The organism is Ciceribacter sp. L1K22, assembly GCF_017599385.1.
GTDB lineage: Bacteria > Pseudomonadota > Alphaproteobacteria > Rhizobiales > Rhizobiaceae > Allorhizobium.
Genome location: NZ_JAGFPK010000002.1, coordinates 668615 through 692051 on the forward strand (window position 1 = coordinate 668615; position 23437 = coordinate 692051).

Here is a 23437-nt window from a genome sequence, read left to right on the forward strand (position 1 = left end):
ACAGGCGGCCTTTTTTCGTTCTGAAGCGTGACCCTCAGCTGACGTGACGCTCGAACTTGAAGACATCGACCGGCAGCGACGTGCCGCCGTCCAGCGCGAGGTCGGCCAGAATTTCCCCCACCACGCTCGTGAACTTGAAGCCATGGCCGGAGCAGGCCGAGCAGATCACAACGTTCTTCTGGTGCGGGATAGCGTCGATGAGGAAATCCTCGCTCGGCAGCATGGTGTAACGGCACGTGGTCGATTTCATCCTCACCGATGCCGCGCTCGGCAGCCGCTTCCTTGCGAAGCCGTCGAGCAGCGCCCGGTCGGCATCGTTGACCGGCGGATTCTCCAGGTCGGGATCGATCGCCTCCCGGAAATGCGCATGCCGCCCGATCTTGACGCCATCCGTCCCAATTACCGGAAAGCCGAAATAAGACCCTTCCGCACCCTCGTCGCGCAGGAAGCACGGCATGCGTTCGGGCTGCGCGACGAAACCGTCACTCGGCTGATACCAGGCAACCACTTGGCGGATCGGGTTCGCCATGCCACGCAACTCCGGTACCAGCTCCGCGATCCACGCCCCGGTTGCAACCACGATCTTCCGTGCGTGATAACGACCTTCGTTTGAAAGAATCGTGACCCCATCGTCGGACGGCTCCACTGCCGTGACCCGCTCGCCGAAATGCATGACGGCACCATCGGCGGCCGCAAGCTTCAGATAGCCCATGATCGCAGCTTCCGGCCGGATATAGCCGCCCTGCGGATCGAAGACGCCGATTTCGCCCTCATCCAGCCGGAAGGCTGGAAACCGTTCCGCCATCGACTTCTGGTCGAGCACGAGATGCGGAAGACCGTGCAGTGCGCTGGATTTCAGCGTGCCTGAGACGATCTTGCTGTCTGGCATCCCGATCTGCAGCACGCCGGTTACCGTTAGGATATCGGCACCAAGCCGCGTTTCCAGCGACCGCCAGTTCTCGTAGGCGCGTTGCAGCAGTGGCACATACGACGGGTCTTCGAAGTAGCCAAGCCGGATCAGTCGGCTGTCTCCATGCGACGAACCCAGCGCATGCGCCGGATATTTCGCCTCGATGCCGATGACCTTGGCACCGCGACCGGCGAGATAGGCGAGCGCCGCGCTCCCCATAGCGCCGAGACCAATCACCGCAACATCATATATCGTCGTCATAGATCAAGCTCCGGCGTATTGTTTTGTGAAAATTTCATCCTGCATCACGGTAGAGCTCTTACATGGTCTCGCGGCGACACAGAATGTTCCGTACACCGGATCAACTACCCCAGACGACCGCCTCTTCATGACGCTTGATCAGGTGGCGCAGGTTCTCGAAGCTCGACCGCACGAAGGATGAAAACTGCTCGACCGCCGGAGACCGCGGCGCGTCGACACGTCTGAGGATGGCCAGCGCACGCTCCGGGTGCGGAATATTGATCGGCAGGGCCGTGATCGTCTTTTCCTTGCGCTGCGCAAAGACCACGCTATGCGGCATCACGGTCAGCGCATCGGCGCCCTTCAGATAATTGACGACACTCGCCAGCGACCCGCCGGAATAGCGGATTCGGATTTCCGTCGCACCGAAGGAGAGGAGCAGCGCTCTGAGGTCGGCCAAAAGCGGGCTGCCCGGCGGCGGCGCCACCCAGGAATAGTCGAGAAGATGGGACGGCTGCACACGGCGCTTCAACAGGAGCGGATGGGTCACGCGGCATGCGATGACATTGCGGCCAGGGAGGATCTGCTGGAAGGCAAGACCCGAGCCCTCGTCGAGAATGTCGATCGGGCAGATCGCCAGATCGATCTGGTCGGCCTTCAGCGCCGCACGCAGATCCGGAAAATAGCCGTAGGATTGATCTATCCGCACATCCGGATGCGTCGCCTGAAACTCGGCGCACATACCGGCGATCAGCGAATCCATGAAGAAAGGGCTGCCGCCTACACGCACCACGCCGCTTTTGCCGACCCGGAAGCTTTCCATCAGATCGGAGGCCTTGCGCGACGCCGCCAGCATGGCAAGCCCGTGTTCTGCCAGCGCAATCCCGAGCGGCGTCGGCTGCAGCGGGCGCCGCCCCTTGATGAAGAGCGGCTCGCCCACCCGCTTTTCCAGCATCGACAGGGTGCGCGACACCGCCGGCTGTGCCAACCCCAGGAGGGCCGCACCTTCGGTCACGCCACCCGTTTTGACCACGGCAGCCAGCTGGATGAGATGTCGCTCGTCGAACTTCATAACGGATTGTTATATTGACACCCAAACAAATCATCAATCCTGCATGCAAGCCCTGCTAGCTTCCTCTCGACCAGCAATGCGGATTTGGGAGGAGATGCATGTCGCGGGCCGCCGAACTCATCACCTTCGACGAAGCGACGTCATCAGAGGCGTTCACCAGCCGCTTCGGCACGCCCGATGACGCAACCGCCCGCCTGCTCTCCGCCGTGGTCTGTCATGTCCATGAACTCATCAAGGAGTTCCGCCCTACCCAGGAGCAGTGGCGCAAGGTCCTCGACTTCCTGACCGAGGTCGGCCACGCCTCGGACGAACGCCGCCAGGAATGGGTGCTGTTTTCCGATCTCGTCGGCGCCTCTGCGCTTGTCGAAGAGATCAATACCCGCCGTCCCTCCGGTGCTACCCCCAACACGATCCGCGGTCCCTTCTTCCGGACCGACACCCCGGAACGGGCCTTGGGCAGTTCCATCTCGCTGGATGGCGCAGGTTTACCGTTGCTGGTCGAGGGCCGCGTCGAAGATCTCGACGGCCTGCCGATCACGACCGCCGAAATCATCACCTGGCAGGCGAATGCCGAGGGCTACTACGAAAACCAGCAGCCGGATCTCCAGCCGGAATTCAATCTGCGGGGTCTGTTCCGTCCCGATCAGGACGGGAAATTCCACTATCGCACGGTCCGGCCCGCCGGCTACGGCGTACCCGGTGACGGGCCAGTGGGCCGGCTATTCGCCCAGGCGGGCTATCCGCTGCACCGTCCGGCCCATCTGCATTTCGTCGTCCGCGCCCCGGGTTTCGAGACGATCACCACCCACATCTACGACGCGGATGATCCGAGACTCGGCGAAGACGCGCTGTTCGGCGTTCGGCCGGAACTGGTGCATTCCTTCGAGCAGACCCTGATCGACGGCAAGCCGGCCTCACGCGTCAACATCCGTTTCGTCATGGTCCGCGCACGTCCCGGGAGGAGCAAATGAAGAGCTTCACCTATGCCGGCAATCCGGCCCGTATCCTCTTCGGTTCCGGCCGCAGCGCCGAGGTCAGCAGCGCCGTTGAGGCGCTGGGCTGCCGCCGCGCGCTAGTCCTGTCGACTCCCTATCAGAAGGCTGATGCCGAAGCCCTGTCGGAGCGCTTGACTACCCTCTCCGTCGGCGTCTTCGCTGGCGCCGTCATGCATACCCCAGTCGATGTCACGGAGACCGCGCTGAAGGTCGTCCGCGACGCGCAAGCCGACTGCGTCGTCTCGCTCGGCGGCGGATCCACCACCGGTCTCGGCAAGGCGATTGCCTACCGCACCGATCTGCCGCAGGTCGTCATCCCTACGACCTATGCCGGCTCCGAAGTCACGCCGATCCTCGGCCAGACCGAAGGCGGTCGAAAGACCACGGTCCGAAACGCCAGCATCCTGCCGGAAGTCGTCATCTACGACCCCGACCTCACCCTTGGCCTGCCCGTCGGCATGAGCGTCACCAGCGGCCTCAACGCCATGGCCCATGCGGTCGAGGGACTCTACGCCCAGGATCGCAACCCGGTCTCGACACTGATGGCGCTCGACGGTTTACGGGCATTCCGGGACAGCCTTCCGGTTCTGGTGAAGGGCCCTCATGACACCGATGCGCGGGCAGAGGCGCTTTACGGCGCCTGGCTTTGCGGCACCGTGCTCGGCACCGTCGGCATGGCACTGCACCACAAGATCTGCCACACGCTGGGCGGCTCGTTCGACACGCCGCATGCCGAAACCCATGCAGTCATGCTGCCGCACACGGCCGCCTTCAATGCCGAGGCCGCGCAAGCGGAACTCTCAGGCGCCGCCGAACTGTTCGGCGGCTCCATCGGCGGCGGTCTCTGGGACTTTGCCAAGTCGATCGGCGCGCCGCTGTCACTCAAGGATTTCGGGCTCACTGAAGCCGATCTCGATCGCGCTGCCGATATCGCTACCGAAAACCCCTACTGGAACCCGCGTCCGATCGACCGGACGTCGATCCGCACACTTCTGCAACAGGCCTGGGAGGGCGTCAGGCCCGACTGACCGAAACGACATCTCGCGCGCTGCGCGCTCTTTGGGAGGAGAGACCATGATGGGAGGAAATATGTTTACGCGACGCAAATTCCTGCAGACGACGGCAGCCGGCGGCGCCGTGCTGGCGACCTCGGGCCTTGCGGCTCCTGCGATTGCGCAGTCTGCAGCCGTGAAACTCGGCTATGTCAGCCCGCAGACCGGGCCGCTTGCCGCCTTCGGCGAAGCCGACAAATTCGTCATCGACAGCTTCCTTGCGACGACGAAGAAGATGGGCCTGAACTACGAGGTCGTGGTCAAGGACAGCCAGTCCAACCCCAACCGCGCCGCCGAAGTCGCCAAGGAACTGATCGTCGACGACGAAATCAACCTGATGCTCGTCTCCTCGACGCCGGAAACCACCAATCCGGTTTCGACAACCTGCGAAGCCGAACAGATCCCCTGCCTTTCGACGGTTGCCCCGTGGCAGCCCTGGTTCATCGGCCAGCAGGGCAACCCTGGCGACCCGGCCAGTTGGAAGCCCTTCAACTATGCCTACCACTTCTTCTGGGGTCTGGAGGACATCATTGCCGTCTTCACCGGCATGTGGGGCCAGATCGAAACCAACAAAAAGGTGGGCGGTCTCTTCCCGAACGACGGCGACGGCAACGCCTGGGGCGACAAGGTCGTCGGCTTCCCGCCGGTGCTTGAAAAGCTCGGTTACGGCCTGACCGATACCGGCCGCTACCAGAACCTGACGGACGATTTCTCCGCCCAGATCAACGCTTTCAAGCAGGCCGAGACCGAGATCCTCACCGGCGTGATGATCCCGCCTGACCTCACCACGTTCTGGAATCAGGCGAAGCAGCAGGGCCTCAAACCCAAGATCGCCTCGATCGGCAAGGCGCTGCTTTTCCCGCAGACGGTGGAAGCCCTGGGTGATGCCGGCCACAACCTCTCGACCGAAGTCTGGTGGACGCTGTCTCATCCCTTCACGTCTTCGCTGACAGAAGAGACCGCTGCCGATGTTGCGACAGCCTTCACCACGGCGACCGGCCGCCCATGGACACAGCCGATCGGCTTTGCCCATGCGCTCTTTGAACTGGCGGTCGACGTCATGAAGCGGGCGGAAGATGTGACGGATGGCGATGCGGTCGCCAAGGCTATCGGCGAAACCAAGCTGGACACGCTGGTCGGCCCGATCGCCTGGAACGACGCCAACCTGCCGCCCTTCGCCCAGAAGAATGTCGCCAAGACCCCGCTTGTCGGCGGCCAGTGGCGCCTGAAATCCGGCGGGGGCTACGACCTCGTCGTCGTCGAGAACGGCCAGGCAACGAACATCCCTCTCGGCGGCAAGATGGAAGCGCTCAGCTGAACCTTGTGAACCCACGGCAGCGGCGTCCAGATCGTTCCGGGCCGCCGCCAGCCTGACGGAGGAGTGTCCATGCCGATCCTGGAATTGAAAGGTGTGTCGAAATCCTTCGGGGCCCTCGTGGTCGCCGAGGATATCGGCTTTTCCGTCGACACAGGCGAAGCGCTTGGGGTCATCGGGCCGAACGGCGCCGGCAAATCGACGTTGTTCAACCTGATCACCGGCAACCTCTCAGTTGCCAAGGGCACTGTTCATTTCGATGGTCGCGACGTGACCACTGTCCCGCCCATGCAGCGCTGCTTTGCCGGAATGGGCCGCACCTTCCAGATCCCCCAGCCTTTCGAGCGGCTAACGGTCTATGAAAACCTGCTTGTCGCCGGCGCCTTCGGCAGCGAAAGCAGCGAAGCGGACGTCGCCGAGTTCTGCGCCGAAATCCTGGTGGAGACGGGCCTCATCGCCAAGGCCAACCGCCCGGCCGGCAGCCTTACCCTGCTCGAGCGCAAACGGCTGGAACTCGCCCGGGCACTTGCGACCAGGCCGAAGCTCTTGTTGCTCGACGAGATCGCCGGCGGACTGACCGAAGGTGAGTGCCGGCAGCTGGTCGCCACCATCAAACGCGTCCACCAGCGCGGCATGGCGATCATCTGGATCGAACACGTTCTGCATGCCTTGAACGCGGTCGTCGAGAAAATCCTCGTCCTGAACTTTGGACGGGTCATCGGCCATGGCGATCCGCAGACCATCATGAATTCGCGCGAAGTGCGCGAAATCTACCTGGGCATGGAGGTCTGAACCATGAGCCTCATCGAAACGAAGAACCTCACCGCCTTCTACGGCGACTTCCAGGCCCTGTTCGGCGTTGACCTCGTCCTTCATCCCGGCGAGACGATTGCCGTGATCGGCGCCAATGGCGCGGGCAAATCGACACTGATGCGATCCATTGCGGGCGTCCTGCGCAACCAACCGGATGCGATCCGCCACAAGAACGAACCAATCGGCGCGCTCGCCGCCCCCGACGTCATGGCCCGCGGCATTGCGCTGGTGCCGGAAGGCCGCCGGCTTTTCCCCTCGCTCACCGTCGAGGAGAACCTCCTCGTCGGTCGCTATGGCCGCAAAGTCGATGGGCCTTGGTCGCTCGAAACCGTCTATGAGCTCTTCCCGATCCTGAAAGAGCGGCGCCGCAATCCCTCGACGGCACTCTCCGGCGGGCAGCAGCAGATGGTCGCAATCGGCCGGGCGCTGATGTCCAATCCGGAAGTGCTGCTCTGCGACGAGTTGAGCCTCGGCCTCGCCCCCGTTGTCATCAAGGACATCTACGCCGCCTTCCCGCGCATCCGGGAAACGGGTGCCGCCATCGTCATCGTCGAGCAGGACATCGCCCAGGCGCTGCAGGTCGCGGACCGCGTCTATTGCATGATGGAAGGCCGGGTCACGCTGGAAGGTCGCCCGGCGGACCTCGACCGCGCGGAGATCCATGCGGCCTATTTCGGAGCGGAAACCCATGAACTGGCTTGATACCATTTTCCAGGGCATTCTGCTCGGCGGGCTTTACGCCCTCTTCGCGGCGGGTCTGTCGCTGGTCTTCGGCATCATGCGGCTCGTCAATCTCGCTCATGGCGATCTCATCGTCTTTGCCGCCTTCCTCATCCTGCTTCTCGTCTCGACGCTCGGGCTCAACCCCTTCGTCGCTGCGCTGATCGCCGGCCCGCTGATGTTCGCGATCGGCTACCTACTGCAATATCACCTGCTCAACCGGACGCTCGGCAAGGACATCCTGCCGCCGCTGCTCGTCACCTTCGGCCTGTCGATCGTCATCCAGAACGGCCTGCTCGACGCCTTTACCGCCGACAGCCAGCGCATCCCGGCAGGCGCACTTGAACAGGCATCGCTCTCGCTCGTCGGCATCAATGCCGGCGTCATGCCGCTGCTGACTTTCGCCTCCGCGATTCTGGTGATCGTCGGCCTCAACCAACTGATCTACAAGACCGCCCTCGGACGCGCATTCCGCGCAACCTCCGACGATGTTGTTACAGCAGGTCTGATGGGCATCCGCCCGAACCAGATCTTTGCCATCGCAACCGGCCTTGCCATGGTGATCGTCACCATCGCAGCGCTTTATCTTGGCACCCGCGCCAATTTCGATCCGACCGCCGGACCAGCTCGCCTGATCTACGCCTTCGAAGCGGTCATCATTGGCGGTCTCGGCTCACTCTGGGGCACGCTTGCCGGCGGCATCATTCTGGGTGTCGCACAAACGCTGGGTGCCGCCATCAACCCGGAATGGCAGATCCTCTCCGGCCATATCGCCTTCCTGCTGGTCCTGCTGTTCCGCCCGCGGGGTCTTTTTCCCCGCGCTGTCGATTGAGGTGACGATGACGACAAACCGAGACATCCTGTCGAATGTCATGCGCCCCTCACCATCCTGGCGGGTCGAGACGCGCACCCGCCTCTCTGCGCTGTTTTCAATCGCGGCCGTCCTCTTCGTGCTGCTCCTGGCAGCAGCCCCTTTCGTCGCCTCGCGCGGCGTGGTGCAGGATCTCTTCTTCATCCTGACCATGCTGGCGCTCGCCCAGAGCTGGAACCTTCTCGCTGGCTACGCAGGCCTGATCTCCGTCGGCCAGCAGCTCTTCGTCGGCTGCGGTGCCTATGCCCTCTTTGGCTTCGTCATCCTGCTCGGTCTCGATCCGATCCTGGCGATCCCGCTTGCCGGCCTCTTCGCGGTCCTCGTTTCCATCCCGACAGCCTTCTTCGCCTTCCGCCTCTACGGCCCCTATTTCGCCATCGGCACCTGGGTCATCGCCGAGGTGGGCCGGCTGCTATTCGCTCAATGGAAGGCACTCGGCGGTGGCACCGGCACATCCCTTCCACGCGACGCGACGCGCGAAATGTTCGGCGTGGCCTTTCTGGAAGACATGTTTGGCATGCGGGCTGCAGCTGCCGCCGATGCGGTCGCCTTCTGGCTGGCTCTGCTCGTGCTCGTGCTGACCATCTTATTCGTCTACCGCCTGCTGCGCTCCAAGCAGGGGCTGGGCCTCGCCGCGGTGCGCGATAACGAGACGGCCGCCCGGGCCCTCGGTGTCGACGCCCTCCGGCTGAAGCTCGTGATCTACCTCTCGACCGCCTTCATCACCGGCATCGTCGGCGCGATCATCTACCTGCAGAAGGCCCGTATCTCCCCGGATGCTGCCTTCTCGCTCACCGACTGGACGGCCTATGTGCTGTTCATCGTCATCATCGGCGGCATCGGCACCATCGAAGGGCCGATCGTCGGCGTCATCATCTTCTTCCTGATGCAGAATGCGCTGTCGAGCTACGGGTCCTGGTACCTGCTGCTGCTCGGGGCGATTGCCATCATCACCATGCTGTTTGCGCCACGCGGGATCTGGGGCCTGATCACCGACCGCACCGGCATCGAACTCTTTCCGGTCCGCCGCACCTTGAGGGGCGGATCGGTTGAACAAACGACAAAGGGAGGGCCAAATGGCTGACATCACAACCGACGTCCTGATCATCGGCACCGGGCCGGCCGGCTCGGCAACGGCCGCATTGCTCGCGAGCTACGGCCTCGAGCCCATGGTCATCAACCGCTACCGCTGGCTCGCCAACACGCCGCGCGCCCACATCACCAACCAGCGCACGATGGAGGTCCTGCGCGATCTCGGCCGCGACGTTGAGGACGAAGCCTATATGTTCGCGACCGAACAGGACCTGATGGGCCAGAACGTCTTCTGCACGGCGGTCGCCGGCGAAGAGATCGGCCGCATGCAAAGCTGGGGTAACCATCCGCTCTCGCGCGCCGAACATCTCCTGTCCTCGCCCGGCCGGATGAACGACCTGCCGCAGACCTATATGGAACCCCTGCTCTTCAAGACGGCCTGTTCGCGCGGCGCGCAGTCACGCATGTCGACGGAATATGTGAGCCATGTGCAGGATGCCGACGGCGTCACCACCACTTGCCTTGACCGCCTGACCGGCAAGCAATTCACCGTGCGCTCGAAATTCCTGGTCGGCGCCGATGGCGGCAACTCCAAGGTTGCCGAACATGCCGGCCTCACCTTCGAAGGCAAGATGGGTGTCGCCGGCTCGATGAACATCCTGTTCGAATGCGACCTCTCTCGCTACGTCGCCCACCGTCCCTCGGTGCTCTACTGGGTCCTGCAGCCGGGCGCTGATGTCGGCGGCATCGGCATGGGCCTCGTCCGCATGGTCCGCCCGTGGAACGAGTGGTTGATCGTCTGGGGTTACGACATCAACCAGCCGGCACCCGCCGTCGACGAAACCTTCGCCACCAAGGTCGTGCGCGATCTCGTCGGTGTCCAGGACCTGCAGCCGAAGATCAAGTCGGTCTCCACCTGGACCGTCAACAACATGTACGCAACATCAATGTCGAATGGTCGCGTCTTCTGCATGGGCGATGCGACCCACCGCCATCCCCCGTCGAACGGCCTCGGGTCCAACACCTCGATACAGGACGCCTTCAACCTTGCATGGAAGCTCGCCGCCGTCATCCGCGGCCAGGCCGGCATGGGCCTGCTCAAGAGCTACCAGGCCGAACGCGCCCCTGTCTCTAAGCAGATCGTTACCCGCGCCAACAAGTCGATCGAGGAATTCGGCCCGATCTTCAAGGCCCTCGGCCTGCTCGATTCCGTCGACCCGGTGAAGATGCAGGAAAACATGGATGCCCGCTGCAACGACACGGCGGATGCGGAGAAGCAGCGTGAGGCGATCCGCCAGGCGATTGCCGCCAAGGTCTATGAGTTCGACGCCCATGGCGTCGAGATGAACCAGCGCTACAAGTCCGACGCCGTCGTCACCGATGGCCAGCCGGAACCGGCCTTCGAGAAGGATGCCGAACTGCACTACCAGCCGACCACCTGGCCCGGCGCCCGCCTGCCGCATGTCTGGCTCTTCGGCCCCGAGGGCGAAAAGGTCTCAAGCCTTGATCTGACTGGCCATGGCGTCTTCACCGTTCTCACCGGCATCGGCGGCGATGGCTGGGTGGCGGCCGCCAAGTCCCTGTCGAAGGAATTCGGCCTGCCGATCGCGGTCCACAAGATCGGCCCTCGCCAGACCTGGCAGGATTTTTCCGGCGACTGGGCCCGCGCCCGCGAGATCCGCGATTCCGGCGCGCTTCTTGTCCGGCCGGACCACCACGTCGCCTGGCGCGCGGAAGCCGCCGTCAAGGACCCCGAAGGCGAGCTGCGGCGCGTGCTGAAAACCATTCTGGACCGGTGAGGAGCAATCATGGACGCGCATGAAAAGGGCTATTTCACCGAGGAGACCTCCGTTGAAGTCGTCACTGGCCGCAACGCCAACGCCAAGGACGAGCGGCTGAAGCAGGTGATGGAGGTCATCACACGTAAACTGCACGAGGCGGTCAAGGAACTCGAGCCGACCCAGGACGAATGGATGGAGGCGATCCTCTTCCTTACGCGCACCGGCCAGATGTGCAACGAATGGCGGCAGGAATTCATCCTGCTGTCAGACGTGCTCGGCGTCTCCATGCTGGTAGACGCCGTCAACAACCGCAAACCCTCGGGTGCCTCGGAAAGCACGGTGCTCGGCCCCTTCCATGTGGCCGACGCACCCGAATTGCCGATGGGCGCCAATATCTGCCTGGATTCCAAGGGCGAGGACATGGTGATCGAGGGCCGCATCCTCGACACAGAGGGCAAGCCGATTGCGGGTGCCGTGATCGACGTCTGGCAGGCCAATGACGAGGGCTTCTACGACGTGCAGCAGAAGGGCATCCAGCCCGACTTCAACCTGCGCGGCATCTTCCGCACCGGGCCGGACGGGCATTACTGGTTCCGCGCGGTGAAGCCGAAATTCTATCCGATCCCCGACGACGGCCCGGTCGGCCAGTTGCTTGGCAAGCTCGGCCGTCATCCCTACCGCCCGGCGCATCTGCACTACATCATCAAGGCGGATGGCTACGAGACGCTCGTCACCCACATCTTCGATCCGGACGATCAGTATATCCATTCCGACGCCGTCTTCGGCGTCAAGGAGAGTCTGCTGGCGAAATTCGACCGTCGAAAAGACCCGCAGCGCGCCGCCGCCTACGGCTTTACCGAAGAGTTTTGGGAAGTGAAACACGACTTCGTGCTGGTTCGTAAAGGCTGAAGTGAACGGGCTGGTGCGGTCCTGTACACAGCCTCTGCTGATCCGTTGCGACGTGTCACACAAAATCCTCGACCAACGGTCGAGGATTTTACCGTAAGCGGAATAGGGCAAACGAGGGTGCGAGCCGCGCCCTCGACGCCTCCTCAGGCCAGGGCTTCCATTTGACCCGCGACCGGAATGTTCGGCGCCGTTTTGTTATCAACGATGACGAGGTCGAAGGTGCCATCGTCCTTGCGCCGCCACTGGCCGCCGACCAGCGGCGTCTTGGTGACGTTTTTGGCGGCGAACGGCGGAACACCCTGGCCGTTCCACTCGACATGACCGACGATCGTGTCCACCTTGGAGGAGGCAATCGCCGACGCGACGGCTTCGGGATCCGTGACATCCTGGACGCGGCCCATCACATCGGTCGCCATTTCGAACAGCGAATGAATGAAGCCGATCGGCTGGGTCCAGGGGCGGCCAGTCTTCGCGGTGAAATCGGCAGCGAGTTCGCCCGCGCTCTGGCCGGTCAACGACGATTTGAAAGGGTGCTGCGCCGACCACCAGACTTCCGATGACAGGTTATGGCCCGCAGGCCCAAGCGTTTCGACCGATTGCGGGAAGAGGATTGCCTTGGCGACCGTGACCGCCTTCGGATTGTAACCCTGCTGTTTGGCCTGGTTCCAGAAAGTCGTGAAATCGGGCGGAATAACGACGCCGGTGATGATGTCACATTGGCCCTGCCTGAAGGCGTTGACTTGGGCGGTGAAGTCGTCCGTCAGGTTCTGGTAGCGGCCGGGATCGAGCAATTCGAATCCGGCCTGTGCCAGTCCCGGCTTCAGGCCGACATTCGGATCGCCCCAGGCATTGCCGTCGGCATCATTGGGGAAGAGGCCGCCGACCTTTCTGTTGGTATCGAGCTGGGCCCACATGTTGGTGAAGACGGCAATAACGTCTTCCAGCCCCCAGAAGTAATGGTAAGCGAATTCGAACGGCTTCCAGCTCTCCGGATCGCCTGGATTGCCCTGCTGGCCTATGAACCAGGGCTGCCATGGAGCCTTGGTCGAAATGCAGGGCATGCCTTCGGCCTCACAGGTCGTCGCAACGGGATTGGTGTTCTCCGGGGTCGATGCGACCAGCATGAGGTTGATCTCGTCCGACAGGATCAGTTCCTTCGCCACATCCGCGGCACGGTTCGGATTTGACTGGCTGTCCTTGACGATGATTTCGAAGTTCTTGCCTGCCTCGGTCGCGAGGAATGATGCGATATTATAGGCGTCACTTTCCCCGAAGCTCGCCAGCGGCCCGGTCTGCGGGCTGACATAGCCGAGCCTGATCTTGGCCCCTTGAGCGATGGCTGGTGCTGCGAGGCCTCCGAAGCCATAGGCGAGACCAGTGGCGGCCCCTGCCTTCAGCAGTTTTCTGCGCGTAATCATGCTGTCCTCCTCCCGTTGTGTCTTTGAAACTAAGCCGCGACGCGGCGAAATGGCCGGCTTCCCTCCGCAAGATCCTGAAGCATGGCATCAAGCGCCGCGACCTCCATCTCGGATGCCTGATGCGTTCGTCCCGGAAAGAGCTCGCACCGCAGCCTCGCCCGCGCCCTCCCAAGCGCCTCGGAAGCTTCAGCAAAGGCGTGGACCGGTATCCAGGGATCCTGATCCGAACCGGTGAGATAGACGGGCATGCCGTCGAGATCGCGCTCCGGGCGCGTGTCCGAGGGCTGGCCGACCCGACAGCCCGTCAGATTGACCATGGCCCCATTCCAGGGGCCATAGGTCATCGCATATTCAAGCGACAGGCAGGCGCCCTGGCTGAAGCCACCGATGAGAAGCGGCTTGTCCCGGCCTCCGGCCTGTCGCAGGGCCCCCGCCAGCCCGTGAAGATAGTCAAGTGAAGTACCCAACTCGCAGCGCGTTGCCTCTGTCAGGGCATCCGTGGCACGTGCCGCATACCAGGATTTTTCCGCAGCGCGCGGGAGACAAAAGGACACGCCGCGCACGGAGAGCCGTCCAATAACCTGCTCAATCATGTCCTCGGGCGATTGGGTGCGTCCGTGGACGAATACGCAAAGGACATCTGCATCCTCGGGCGCCAAACCCGTGTTCAGCGGCTCAGCATGACTGGCCATGATCGCCCCCGATCAGAAGTTGGCGGGTTCGAGGCCGGCGATCAGCTCCTCGCGGCGATCCTCGAACCAAGGCGGGAAGACCAGCGTAGAGCCGATCGCATCCGCCGGCTCATCCTTTGCCCAGCCACCCTCGACCGACCATGCGATCTCGAACAGCGCGCCGCCTGGCGAGCGCACATAGCAGGACTTGAAATAGTTGCGGTCCTTCTGGTCGGAAACATCGGTGAAGCCCAGCCCTTCGATGTGAGCCTTAAGCTTCAACTGGTTTTCCTCGTTGACGGTATTGAGCGCCAGATGATGGATGGTGCCGCCCGACAGCGTCCAAGTGCCCTGTGGCCCGGTCGGCTGGTGCAACACTTCGACCATGCTTGACGGCCCACCATTGTTGGGAACCGAGAACATCAGGCCCTCGTCGCTGTCGGCCTCCTTTTTCATCGAAAGGCCGACCGTCAGGAAGTCGTCCATCGAAGTGCGATCGAACACCGCGATCGCTGCGCCATATATGCCCCGTATGCCATGAGCCTGGCCGATGCCCTGGCTTGTATTGGTGATCGGATCGCGCGTATCGGCCGGGCTTTCCACCAGTTCGTGATCAATCCCGCAAGGGTGGGCAAGCGCCACGCGGGTCAGGCCGAAACGACTGGTCTTCTTTGCCGCAATGCCCCTCTCGTTCAGGCGATCGACCCAGAAGTCGGCCGCGCCCGCCGGAATGGAAAGCTGGATGATCTTCGACTGGTTAGTGCCGCGCTTGCCGTAGATTCCCGGTTTCCTGAAGGGGAATGTGGTGACGATCGTCGAAGGATCGCCACTCGGAGCACCGTAGTACAGGTGATAGACGGGGATCACTCCGTCAAAAAGCACGGTTCGCTTGATCGAGTGCAGGCCAAGCGTCTTCGTATAGAAATCGTAATCCTCCTGTGCGCCGTCTGTGCTCAGCGTCAGATGGTGGTATCCCGATATGAGCGACATGCTTTTCTCCTCCTCGCTGCGCGGGCGGGTTTGGAGCCGATACGGATCGAACGGGCCCTCCCGCAGCATAGCTGCTGCACCCGTCCTCCTCCTGTCCGACCGGATCCTTCCCGATGCTCCGACTATATAGATGCGGGGACTAGCTGTTGATAAAATTGCTTATGTCCTGTATAGCAAATTGCTATGAAGATTGATGAGCGCCATCTTGTGCAGCTCGCGGCGGTCGCGGAAACCGGGGGCGTCACGGAAGGCGCAGCGCTGCTCGGAATGACCCAGCCTGCGGTGTCGCGCACATTGTCGATGCTTGAGCGGCGGGTTGGCGAACCACTGTTTACACCAGGGAAACGTCCGCTTCAGCTGACCCCGCTCGGGCAGCAGCTTGCGATACAGGGCCGCTCCATCCTGAGTGCCTCGCGCAAGGCGGCCGAGATCGTTCGCAGTTTCCAATCCGGCACGGCAGGCCGTATCAAGGTCGGGGGCGTTCCGTTCTTCATGGACGCGGTTATCTCGCAGATGATCGCGTCCTTCCAGCTGCGCGAACGCGATATCATGGTCGAGCAGTCCTACGGCAACCTGCCGGACTTACTGACGGAACTTGACTCCAGCCAGATCGACGTCGCGATCACCCCGATAGGTAGCACCGATCTGAAGGCCGATTTCGACTTCCAGCCGATACTTCCAGGTCGAAACGTTTTGACCTGTGCTGTCGGCCATCCGCTTCTGCGCCGAAGGCGGCTGAGCATAGACGACATCATCACCTATCCTTGGGTGGCGCCGCTACCCGGATCGCCGCTTGTGCTCGACCTCCACAATATCCTCATCACGCTCGGCATCAGCGAACTCCAGGTTCGCTATTCGGGCGGCTCGCTCCTGTCCGTCGTCAACTACATCGCATCGACAGACGCACTGGCGATCCTTCCACACTCGGTGGTCTTTTCGTTCAAGGGCGAAAACAAGATATCGATCGTTCCCGTCGACATTCCCCAGCCGGAGCGCACGCTCGGCATCATCACCAAACGCAAGACCTATCCCAACCCGGCATGCCGCAAGTTCCAGGATCATATCGTTATGGAATTCAGTGACCTCAAGAAGGTCATCGAGAGACACGAAAAGTCGATAGTCTGGGGACAGGGTCCATTCCTGCCGGAGCGTGAACGATCAGATTGAGGCAGTTTTCAGCTCCCGTCTGGTCAACCTAACTCTACCGAGGGCGAACGACCTCCGCCCCGTGATCCTTCAACTCGTCGATCGACGCAATACCCATCAGCGCAAGGCTGATCGAGATCTCCCGCGCAAGAATCCCGATAACGTCGGTCACGCCCTGCTGACCGGCGGCGGAAAGCCCATAGGCATAGGCACGGCCGAGCATCACCCCATCCGCGCCGAGCCCGATCGCCTTGATTATATCGCTGCCGCGACGAATGCCGCCATCCAGCATGAGGCAGAAGTCCGGACCTACCGCAGCGCGGATGGCCGGAAGCGCCCGAATCGTGCTCGACGCCCCGTCCAGTTGCCTACCGCCATGATTGGAAATCACCACGCCGTCGCAGCCGATATCGCGCGCCCGCACCGCATCCTCGGCGGCAAGAACGCCCTTGACAACAAGCTTGCCCGTCCATCTCTCCCTGAGCCAGGCGATATCTGTCCAGGACAAAGTCTTGTCGATCCGGCGGGAGAGATTTGCCGCCTGCTCCAACGCGCCGCGGCCAAATTCCGGCCGGTGCCCTACGGCGCGGACCGAGGGCATGCCGGCAAGGGCCACATCTGCAAGCCAACGGGGCTTCATCGCCAGACGGGCAAGGAGACCCGGCGTCAGGCGCGTCAGCGAGCGAAAACCATTGCGCACGTCCCGTTCACGGATGCCGGTTATCGCGGTGTCCACTGTAACGAACAGAGTATCGACACCGGCATGTTCCGCAGCCTGCAGGAATTCCTCGCAGAGCGAGCGGTCGTCCAGCACATAAAGCTGGAAATGCAGTACCCCGTCGGTGACCGCCCGGAGGTCGGCAAGCGAGGCGATGGAAAAGGTCGATAGGCAGAACGGGATGCCGGCGGCGCGGGCCGCATGCACGGCCTTCTCTTCTCCCTTGCCGGCATAGAGCCCGAGAAACCCGACCGGGCCCAGCATGAACGGAAGCGGATGACGAGCACCCAGAAAATCGGTGGAGAGATCCTGCGGACGCGGCTCGACCAGGACGTTTTGGCGCAACTCCAACGCCGCGAAATCCGCTCGGTTGGCGCGCATCGTCAGTTCGTCGAACGATCCGCCGTCAATATAGTCGAAGAAGATTTTCGGCAGGCGGCGGCGGGCGAGATCGCGGAAGTCGTGAACGTTGACCGGCGTCATGTCAGTCCCTGTCGGGATCGATCAGGTCGAAGAACCGGGACATGGCATCCTCGCCAGCCACCGGTTCGCTGCCGGCCATGACCGCGATCGAAAGACTAAGCAGCGAAGACACCGGGTTATGGCTCGTCACGCCTGCGCGCAGGTTCATCACCAGCGTCGGGCAGAGGAACAGCCCGAGCCGCACGACCGGCCGCCAGTCCACCGGAAGCATGTCCCGCGCCTTCAGTTGCGCAAGCAGCGGACGCCACAAGGCTTCGGCCTTCACGTCGAGAAGGGCTTTACGCACCGGACTTGGCTCGAAGTCAGTGGTGACGCGGAGGAGATCGCCATCACGCACGACACTGGCCTTGTACCGCTCTGCCGCCATAGCCGGGTCATAGAGCCACAACGGGTGGGCGAGAACGTTGTGGAACGTCGTCTTCACCTCGGCGAGCAGCGTCGGAATGTTCTCGCCGGCAAAGGCGGGGTCGAAGAAGGAGAGTTTTGCTGTGCCGTCCCGCTCTTCGTACCAGACATTGGCGTTGTGGGCGTCGCCATGCGCCGTTACCCCTCCGGCATCTGCCAGACGCTGCGGCGCCAGCCGGTCATGCGCTGCGTCGAACAGAACGCTGATGCTGTCGCGGTATTCGATGCCGTTCACCACGAAGCGGCAACGCGACAACGTATCCCAGTCGAGCGTCAGGTCTGGAAAGGCGAAGCTCTTGCCGACATAGAAGCTAGCCATCCGTCCGCCCGGGTATGTGCCGGTGAGCGGATCAATGAGCCGTTGGTGGAACAATCGATGCACCGGCTCTGCAGTCACCTGCTCGGCGGTTACCGGATGCAGCGTGTCGAGATAGACCTTCAGGACCGCCTCGCTCAGCCGGCGTTCCGCCTCTACGGCTCTTTGCCTTGCCGCAGGATCGTCCTCTAGGTCCAGTGCCCTCAGGACGTCGGAGAAACGGGGATCGGTCCGCCGGCGGTAAACAAGGATCTGTTCTCCCGGAAGCACTGACATCAGCAGCGGCTGATCGACCGGAAGACCGGCGCGGGCAAGAATATCGGCCCGGTAATACTCGCCGTTCATCGCTTCCTCACCCTCCTCCTGGTGAAATTTGAAGAAGAAGGCGCCGTCGGCAGTCTCGAAGAAGCCGTTGAGCGAGTTCAAGCTGTACTGGTCGTGGTTGATCGTGACGTTTTCAGGCTCGATCTGGAACAGGTCCCGCAGCAGCTCTGCCAGCAATCGTTCCGCCATGCCATCCCTGGCTTTGGCGATCTTCCTGATTTCCGCTGTGCGGCTCGTGGGCTGGCTCATGACATTCTTTCCGGATGGTCTTTCGATGTGCGGCGACAGGCGATCACTTGCCACCGTGCAGGTAGCGGCTGCCGAGCGAATAGCGGCTGCCGGCATAGGTCAGCGTGTTGACGGTGGCGATGACCGGCCCGGTCCAGGTCTTGCGATGGAGGACAAGGCAGCAGTCTGCGGGGCGGATGTGCAGCAACCGTGCCTGATCCTCCCCGGCCGGCAGGGCGCTGATAAGATGCTCCACTTCGGTCAACGGCGTGGCGTTTTGTAGGTAGTCATAGGTGGCGATGGTCGTAAAATCCTGCTCGACATAGCCGGAGACGAGGTCGGGATTGACGTAGCGCTCCTCGAGCTGAACCGGCAGGTCGTTCTCGAAATGGATGACGACCGAATGATCGACAGGCTTTACCGTCTCGAATTCGAAAGCGAGCAGCAATTCCGGATCGGGCCGTTCGATGCGTTCCAGCACGACCACCTCGGCCCGATGACGGCTGCCGCGCGCCTTTATCTCGGTGATGATGTTGCTGATCTCGATGAGCGTCGATTGCGGCTTCGGCGGCGCGACGAAAGTACCGACGCCCTGAATTCGCCGGAGATGGCCTTCGGAGGTCAACTCGCGGAGCGCCCGGTTGACGGTCATACGCGAAACGCCGAGGGCGGAGACCAGTTCGTTCTCCGACGGCAGCCGGCTGTTGCGGCCCCATTTGCCGCTGCCGATATTGCCGAGGACGAAATCCTTCACCTTCTCGTAGAGCGGCGAGGCGGAATCCGAGAGCGTATTCATGTTCACTGTCTCCACTGCCGCCCCGAAAGGCCGTCTCCGCGATGACGTGACGGACCAGATCTAGCCCGCCACCTCGATGATCGTCTTGAGCGCCTTGCTCTCGCCGCGCAGCAGGCGTTCATAAGCCTTAGGCACGTCGTCGAGCGAAGGAAGCACCTCGATGAAACGTTGCAGCGCGGGTGCGAGATCGGCCAGCAGGCCCACAGCTTCCGGCAATTCGTCTGCGAAGGCATGGCAGCCGACGAGCGAAATCTCGCGCTCGACCAAGACGTTCGGATCGAAGTCGAGCGTGCCGTGACTGATGCCCACCAGTGCCAGTGCTCCCCCGCCCGACAGGAGATCGAGTGCCCGTGCGATCGCCTGAATACTGCCGGTGGCATCCAGCGCATGGCAAAGCCGCCCGCCGGAAAGCGCCGTTTCAATCTCGGATTTCTCAAGACGGACAACCGTGCCGCAAGTCACGCTCGCCACCAGGCCAGCCTTCTCGGCATTGAGATCGGCAAGCAGCACCGGACCGTCATGCAGCCTCGACAGAAGCAGAGCGCTCAACCCACCAATCGTGCCGCAGCCGATGACGAGAACCGGCTCACCGGCAGGAGCGGCAAGTCGGCGGACCGCATGGAGGGCCACCGCCAGCGGCTCGGCCATTGCCGCGATATGCGGCGACAATTCCGGATCGTGACGCAGAACCAGCCGCGCCGGTAACTGCACTTCCTCGGCGAAACCGCCGTCACAAACCTCGCCGACGAATCCGAGCGCCTCGCAGACATTGCTTCGGCCGCTCGTGCAGGCCGGACAGGTGCCGCACCACATGCGCGAGTCGGCGGAAACGACATCTCCTACGACAAGATTGTTGACACCGTCGCCGACCGCTGTCACGCGACCGCAGAACTCATGCCCCGCGGTAGACGGGCGTCGCGAGATCCACTGGCCGGTGCGATAGTTGTGCAGGTCGGAGCCGCAGATGCCGGCGGCCCGGACCTCGATATTGACGAAGCCTGCCGGCGGAGTAGCCGGCGCGGCCACCTCCTCCACCCTCAGGTCCTTCGCATCGAAAAGCCGTACCGCCTTCATGGCTCAGCCACCCTTTTTCAAATAGGCGTCGCGCACCGGCGAGACTGCAAGCGCATGCGACGAGAAGCCTTCGTAGATCGCCAAATTATGCGAGTGTTTGGCGAATTCCGGATAAGCAGGCGCCGTGACATAACCAATCGAACTGCGCTTGACGAAATCCGTCACCGACAGCGGCCCGAAGGTGCGCGCCCAGCGGCTGGTCGGCAGCACCGCATTCGGACCGAGCGAGAAGTTGGCGATGCTGACAGGCGTATGGGTACCCATCAGGATTTCGGAAGCCTCGGTTATGTGACCGAGATGGATGAAAGGCTCTTCCGACAGAAGCTCCAGATGCTCGGGTGCGTAGGCGTTGACGAAGGCGTAGCTCTCGTCGATCGACGACGTGAGAACGATGCCACCGGTCTTGCCGGTCAGGACAGCGGTAGAGAAGGCGACGCGTTGTTCCGTCATCTTCGCCCAATGCTCGGGCAGAGCCGCCAATGCCTCCTCGGCAACCCGACGGCTATGGGTAACGAGATAGGCTGACGAGTCAGGTCCATGCTCCGCCTCGATCAGCAGGTCGAGCGCCGCGAGACCGCCGTGCACCGTATCGTCGGCAAGGATCATCACCTCGGAGGGACCTGCCGGAAGACCGGTGTCGATCACACCCGACAACGAGCGCTTGGCCGCGACCACCCAGGGACTTCCCGGACCGACGATCTTCAGCGCCGGCTTGACGGTTTCGGTACCGTAGGCAACGGCGGCCACAGCCTGCGCGCCACCCACCTTGTAGACGGTCTCGACACCAGCGAGACGAGCGGCGACGAGCGTCGCGGCATCGACCGAACCATCCGGCGCCGGCGGCGTCACGATGGAAAGATTGGGCACGCCGGCGACCACTGCCGGGACAGAAGTCATCATGGTTACCGAGGGGAACGAACCCTTGCCGCGAGGAACGTAAAGCGCGACCGACTGGATCGGCGTGAACCGATCGCCGGCAAAGGCACCGGGACGGATTTCCTTCAGCCACATCGCTTCGGGCTTCTGCTCTTCATGGAAGTGTCGAATATTGTCGATGCCGAACTGGATCGACTCAATGACGCTCTTGTCGACCAGCTTGAAGGCGGCATCGAACTCGGCCTCGGTGACCTTGAGATTGGCTTCGGTCACATCCGCCTTGTCGAGTTCGCGACCGAAACGGGCGAGCGCCTTGTCGCCCTCGGTGCGCACGGCTTCCAGGATAGGCGCGACCTTTTCGATGAAGCTCGAAATATCGGTCTCCGAGCGGCGCAGCAGGGCGACCTTCTCATCGGCACTAAGCTTGGAGTATTCGTAGAAAGACACATGGGTCATCGTCTTGTCCTTGGTATGGGGCCGGCAAGTGCCGAAGGCTCATTTCGATTTGAGGAAGATGTCGAGACCGACGAGGCGGTCAAGCAGCGCGATCGCCAGACCGGCGCAGGCGATGAAGACCACCGAGATAGCGGCGAGATCCGGCGTGATGATCGAGCGGATGGAATTGTAGATCTGCACCGGCAGCGTGACGCTGCGGGCATCCACCAGAAGCAGGCTCACCAGAAACTCGTTGAGCGCCAGGATGAACATCAGCAGCGATCCGGTGATCACGCCCGGCAGGACCGCCGGCAGGGTGATGTAGAGGAAGCGCTGCAGCGGCGGCGCCCCGCAATTGGCGGCCGCCAGTTCAAGGTCGGGCGAAAGGTTGCTGGCGCTCGCCGTCACCGCCCAGATCATGAAGGGCAGGTTGATGACGCAACAGGCGATACCGAGCGGCCACAGCCGGCCGACCACGCCCATCTCGCCGAAGACGAGCATCATCCCGATGCCGGAGCCGATCAGCGGGATGGTGAACGGGAGGAGCAGGTAAACCTGGATCGTATTCGCAAAGCGTACCCGGTATTTCGCCAGCGCGATGCCGGCGAGCGTGCCGACGGGAATGGCGATTGCGGTACATATTGTGGCAACGATGAGGGATCGCACGAAGGCCTGTCGCAGGTCGGCCGCCTGCGCGATCTTGCTGTACCATTGCAATGACAAGCCATCCGGCGGGAAGGTAATGATGTTGCCGGCCGTAAACGATGCTCCGAGCACGACGATGGTCGGCGCCGAGAGCATGACGAGCGCTGTAGCGACGAAGGCCCAAAGCGTGATGGTCTTGCTGCGGCTGCCGGTCATTTGCGCGTCTCCCCTAGAGCGAGCGTCCCGGCACCGAACAGGGTGAACACCACGCCGACCAGGATGGAGCCGACCGCCACAAGCAGCAGCGACAGCGTGGCGCCCAGTCCTTGGTCGGAGGTGCGGAAGAACTGGTCGTAAATCGCGTTGGCGATGAAATCTTGTGTCCCGCCGCCGAGAATGGCGGGAATGGCAAAATCGGTCAGCGACAGCGTCACGACAACGAGACCAGCACCGACCAGCCCAGGACGGGAAAGAGGGAGCACGACATGGCGGAAGGTGCGGACCCAACCGGCGCCAAGCGATGCGGCGGCCGATTCCAGCTCGCTGGGGATCGCCGTCAGCGCCGGCGCCAGCATCAGCACGGCGAATGGCAGCATGTACTGGACGAGACCGAAAAGCACCGCTGGGTAGTTGTAGAGGAGACGCATCGGCGGCACGCCGACAAGGCCAAGCGCTTCGTTGACCATGCCCTGGTTGCCGAGAATGATCAGCCAGCCGTAGGCCCGCACCACCTGGCCGATGAAGAACGGAAGAAACAGTGCAACGAGCAGAAACTTGCGCAGCGCGGAGGATGGTGTGCGCACCATCAGGTAGGCATAGGGAAAGGCGAACAGCAGCGTGATTGCCGTGACGATCACCGATCCCATCAGGCTGCGGCCGGCAACGGTCGCAAAAAAGCTCTCCGTCAACGCCCGTTGGTAATTGGCGATCGTATAGTTCTCCGACATCAGGAAGGTCGTTGTATCGAGCGTCCTCAAACTGGTGTCGCCGATCTGGAAAAGACCGAGCACAAGCAGACCCACCAGCACCACCGCAGGCAGCAGCATGAGGTATGGAAGGCCTCGTTGAAAGCTCGACGGCCAGATCATGGCCGCAAGGCGTTCAAGCACATCCATGACGCGCCACGTCAGGGGATATGCGGCACGGGGAGCGCGCATGTTACCGATCCTCAGGCAGGCCCAGAGAAAGCGCGAAGCGACTTT

General features: G+C 62.5%; 22 protein-coding genes. 10 read left to right on the forward strand and 12 right to left on the reverse strand.

Annotation, left to right across the window (positions count from 1 at the left end; all coding sequences use genetic code 11):
- Positions 1-34 precede the first annotated feature (34 nt).
- Positions 35-1171, reverse strand: coding sequence for an N-methyl-L-tryptophan oxidase (solA, locus tag J5J09_RS21065; protein ID WP_208554189.1), 1137 nt, complete (start codon positions 1169-1171; stop codon positions 35-37).
- Between the two features lie 100 nt (positions 1172-1271).
- Positions 1272-2222 carry a LysR family transcriptional regulator gene (locus J5J09_RS21070; protein ID WP_113458611.1) on the reverse strand — a complete coding sequence of 317 codons (951 nt, stop codon included), beginning with the start codon at positions 2220-2222 and terminating at the stop codon, positions 1272-1274.
- 98 nt (positions 2223-2320) lie between these two features.
- On the opposite strand from J5J09_RS21070, the gene J5J09_RS21075 reads away from it, so the two are divergent.
- From J5J09_RS21075 to J5J09_RS21115, 9 genes are all read left to right on the forward strand, one after another.
- A complete protein-coding gene (locus tag J5J09_RS21075) occupies positions 2321-3193 on the forward strand; it encodes a dioxygenase (RefSeq protein ID WP_208554190.1) in 873 nt (290 codons plus the stop codon).
- The gene (locus tag J5J09_RS21080) at positions 3190-4245 is read left to right on the forward strand and encodes a maleylacetate reductase (RefSeq protein WP_208554191.1); all 1056 of its coding nucleotides are present in this window, start codon (positions 3190-3192) and stop codon (positions 4243-4245) included. Before J5J09_RS21075 ends, J5J09_RS21080 begins: the two co-directional genes overlap by 4 nt.
- 61 nt (positions 4246-4306) lie before the next feature.
- Positions 4307-5587, forward strand: a complete 1281-nt coding sequence (locus tag J5J09_RS21085; RefSeq protein WP_208554192.1) for an ABC transporter substrate-binding protein — start codon at positions 4307-4309, stop codon at positions 5585-5587.
- 69 nt (positions 5588-5656) lie between these two features.
- Positions 5657-6376, forward strand: a complete 720-nt coding sequence (locus J5J09_RS21090) for an ABC transporter ATP-binding protein (protein WP_208554193.1) — start codon at positions 5657-5659, stop codon at positions 6374-6376.
- Positions 6377-6379: 3 nt separating this feature from the next.
- On the forward strand, positions 6380-7099 hold the full coding sequence (locus tag J5J09_RS21095; RefSeq protein ID WP_208554194.1) for an ABC transporter ATP-binding protein: 720 nt from the start codon (positions 6380-6382) through the stop codon (positions 7097-7099).
- Positions 7086-7949, forward strand: coding sequence for a branched-chain amino acid ABC transporter permease (locus J5J09_RS21100; protein ID WP_208554195.1), 864 nt, complete (start codon positions 7086-7088; stop codon positions 7947-7949). The genes J5J09_RS21095 and J5J09_RS21100 overlap by 14 nt, the downstream gene beginning before the upstream one ends.
- 7 nt (positions 7950-7956) lie before the next feature.
- Positions 7957-9072 carry a branched-chain amino acid ABC transporter permease gene (locus J5J09_RS21105; protein WP_208554196.1) on the forward strand — a complete coding sequence of 372 codons (1116 nt, stop codon included), beginning with the start codon at positions 7957-7959 and terminating at the stop codon, positions 9070-9072.
- A complete protein-coding gene (locus J5J09_RS21110; protein ID WP_208554197.1) occupies positions 9065-10819 on the forward strand; it encodes an FAD-dependent monooxygenase in 1755 nt (584 codons plus the stop codon). Before J5J09_RS21105 ends, J5J09_RS21110 begins: the two co-directional genes overlap by 8 nt.
- Positions 10820-10828: 9 nt before the next feature.
- A complete protein-coding gene (locus tag J5J09_RS21115; protein ID WP_208554198.1) occupies positions 10829-11710 on the forward strand; it encodes an intradiol ring-cleavage dioxygenase in 882 nt (293 codons plus the stop codon).
- A 143-nt stretch (positions 11711-11853) separates the two neighbouring features.
- Here the strand turns inward: J5J09_RS21115 and J5J09_RS21120 are convergent, their stop codons facing one another.
- Genes J5J09_RS21120 through J5J09_RS21130 form a run of 3 tightly spaced genes read right to left on the reverse strand, consistent with a single transcriptional unit; the run spans position 11854 to position 14789 of the window.
- Positions 11854-13128 carry an ABC transporter substrate-binding protein gene (locus tag J5J09_RS21120; protein ID WP_208554199.1) on the reverse strand — a complete coding sequence of 425 codons (1275 nt, stop codon included), beginning with the start codon at positions 13126-13128 and terminating at the stop codon, positions 11854-11856.
- Positions 13129-13157: 29 nt separating this feature from the next.
- Entirely contained in the window at positions 13158-13820 is a 663-nt protein-coding gene (locus tag J5J09_RS21125; protein ID WP_208554200.1) for a phospholipase, read from the reverse strand.
- 12 nt (positions 13821-13832) lie between these two features.
- A complete protein-coding gene (locus tag J5J09_RS21130; protein ID WP_208554201.1) occupies positions 13833-14789 on the reverse strand; it encodes a VOC family protein in 957 nt (318 codons plus the stop codon).
- A 183-nt stretch (positions 14790-14972) separates the two neighbouring features.
- Here J5J09_RS21130 and J5J09_RS21135 point away from each other — a divergent pair, with 183 nt between their 5' ends.
- On the forward strand, positions 14973-15956 hold the full coding sequence (locus tag J5J09_RS21135; protein ID WP_208554202.1) for a LysR family transcriptional regulator: 984 nt from the start codon (positions 14973-14975) through the stop codon (positions 15954-15956).
- Between the two features lie 34 nt (positions 15957-15990).
- On the opposite strand, the gene J5J09_RS21140 is transcribed toward J5J09_RS21135, so the two are convergent.
- From J5J09_RS21140 to J5J09_RS21170, 7 genes are read right to left on the reverse strand one after another with little or no spacing between them, the layout of a single operon-like run.
- Positions 15991-17136, reverse strand: a complete 1146-nt coding sequence (locus J5J09_RS21140) for an alpha-hydroxy acid oxidase (protein WP_208554203.1) — start codon at positions 17134-17136, stop codon at positions 15991-15993.
- A 1-nt stretch (position 17137) separates the two neighbouring features.
- Complete coding sequence (locus tag J5J09_RS21145; protein WP_246746031.1) at positions 17138-18430, reverse strand: hypothetical protein; 1293 nt, start codon at positions 18428-18430, stop codon at positions 17138-17140.
- Between the two features lie 43 nt (positions 18431-18473).
- The gene (gene hutC, locus J5J09_RS21150; RefSeq protein ID WP_208554204.1) at positions 18474-19205 is read right to left on the reverse strand and encodes a histidine utilization repressor; all 732 of its coding nucleotides are present in this window, start codon (positions 19203-19205) and stop codon (positions 18474-18476) included.
- Between the two features lie 60 nt (positions 19206-19265).
- Complete coding sequence (locus tag J5J09_RS21155; protein WP_208554205.1) at positions 19266-20279, reverse strand: zinc-binding dehydrogenase; 1014 nt, start codon at positions 20277-20279, stop codon at positions 19266-19268.
- A gap of 3 nt (positions 20280-20282) precedes the next feature.
- Positions 20283-21611 carry a histidinol dehydrogenase gene (hisD, locus tag J5J09_RS21160; protein WP_208554206.1) on the reverse strand — a complete coding sequence of 443 codons (1329 nt, stop codon included), beginning with the start codon at positions 21609-21611 and terminating at the stop codon, positions 20283-20285.
- A 39-nt stretch (positions 21612-21650) separates the two neighbouring features.
- Positions 21651-22451 (reverse strand): ABC transporter permease, encoded by an 801-nt coding sequence (locus tag J5J09_RS21165; RefSeq protein WP_208554207.1) that lies wholly within the window; start codon positions 22449-22451, stop codon positions 21651-21653.
- Positions 22448-23392, reverse strand: a complete 945-nt coding sequence (locus J5J09_RS21170; protein ID WP_208554208.1) for an ABC transporter permease — start codon at positions 23390-23392, stop codon at positions 22448-22450. The genes J5J09_RS21165 and J5J09_RS21170 overlap by 4 nt, the downstream gene beginning before the upstream one ends.
- Positions 23393-23437 lie beyond the last annotated feature (45 nt).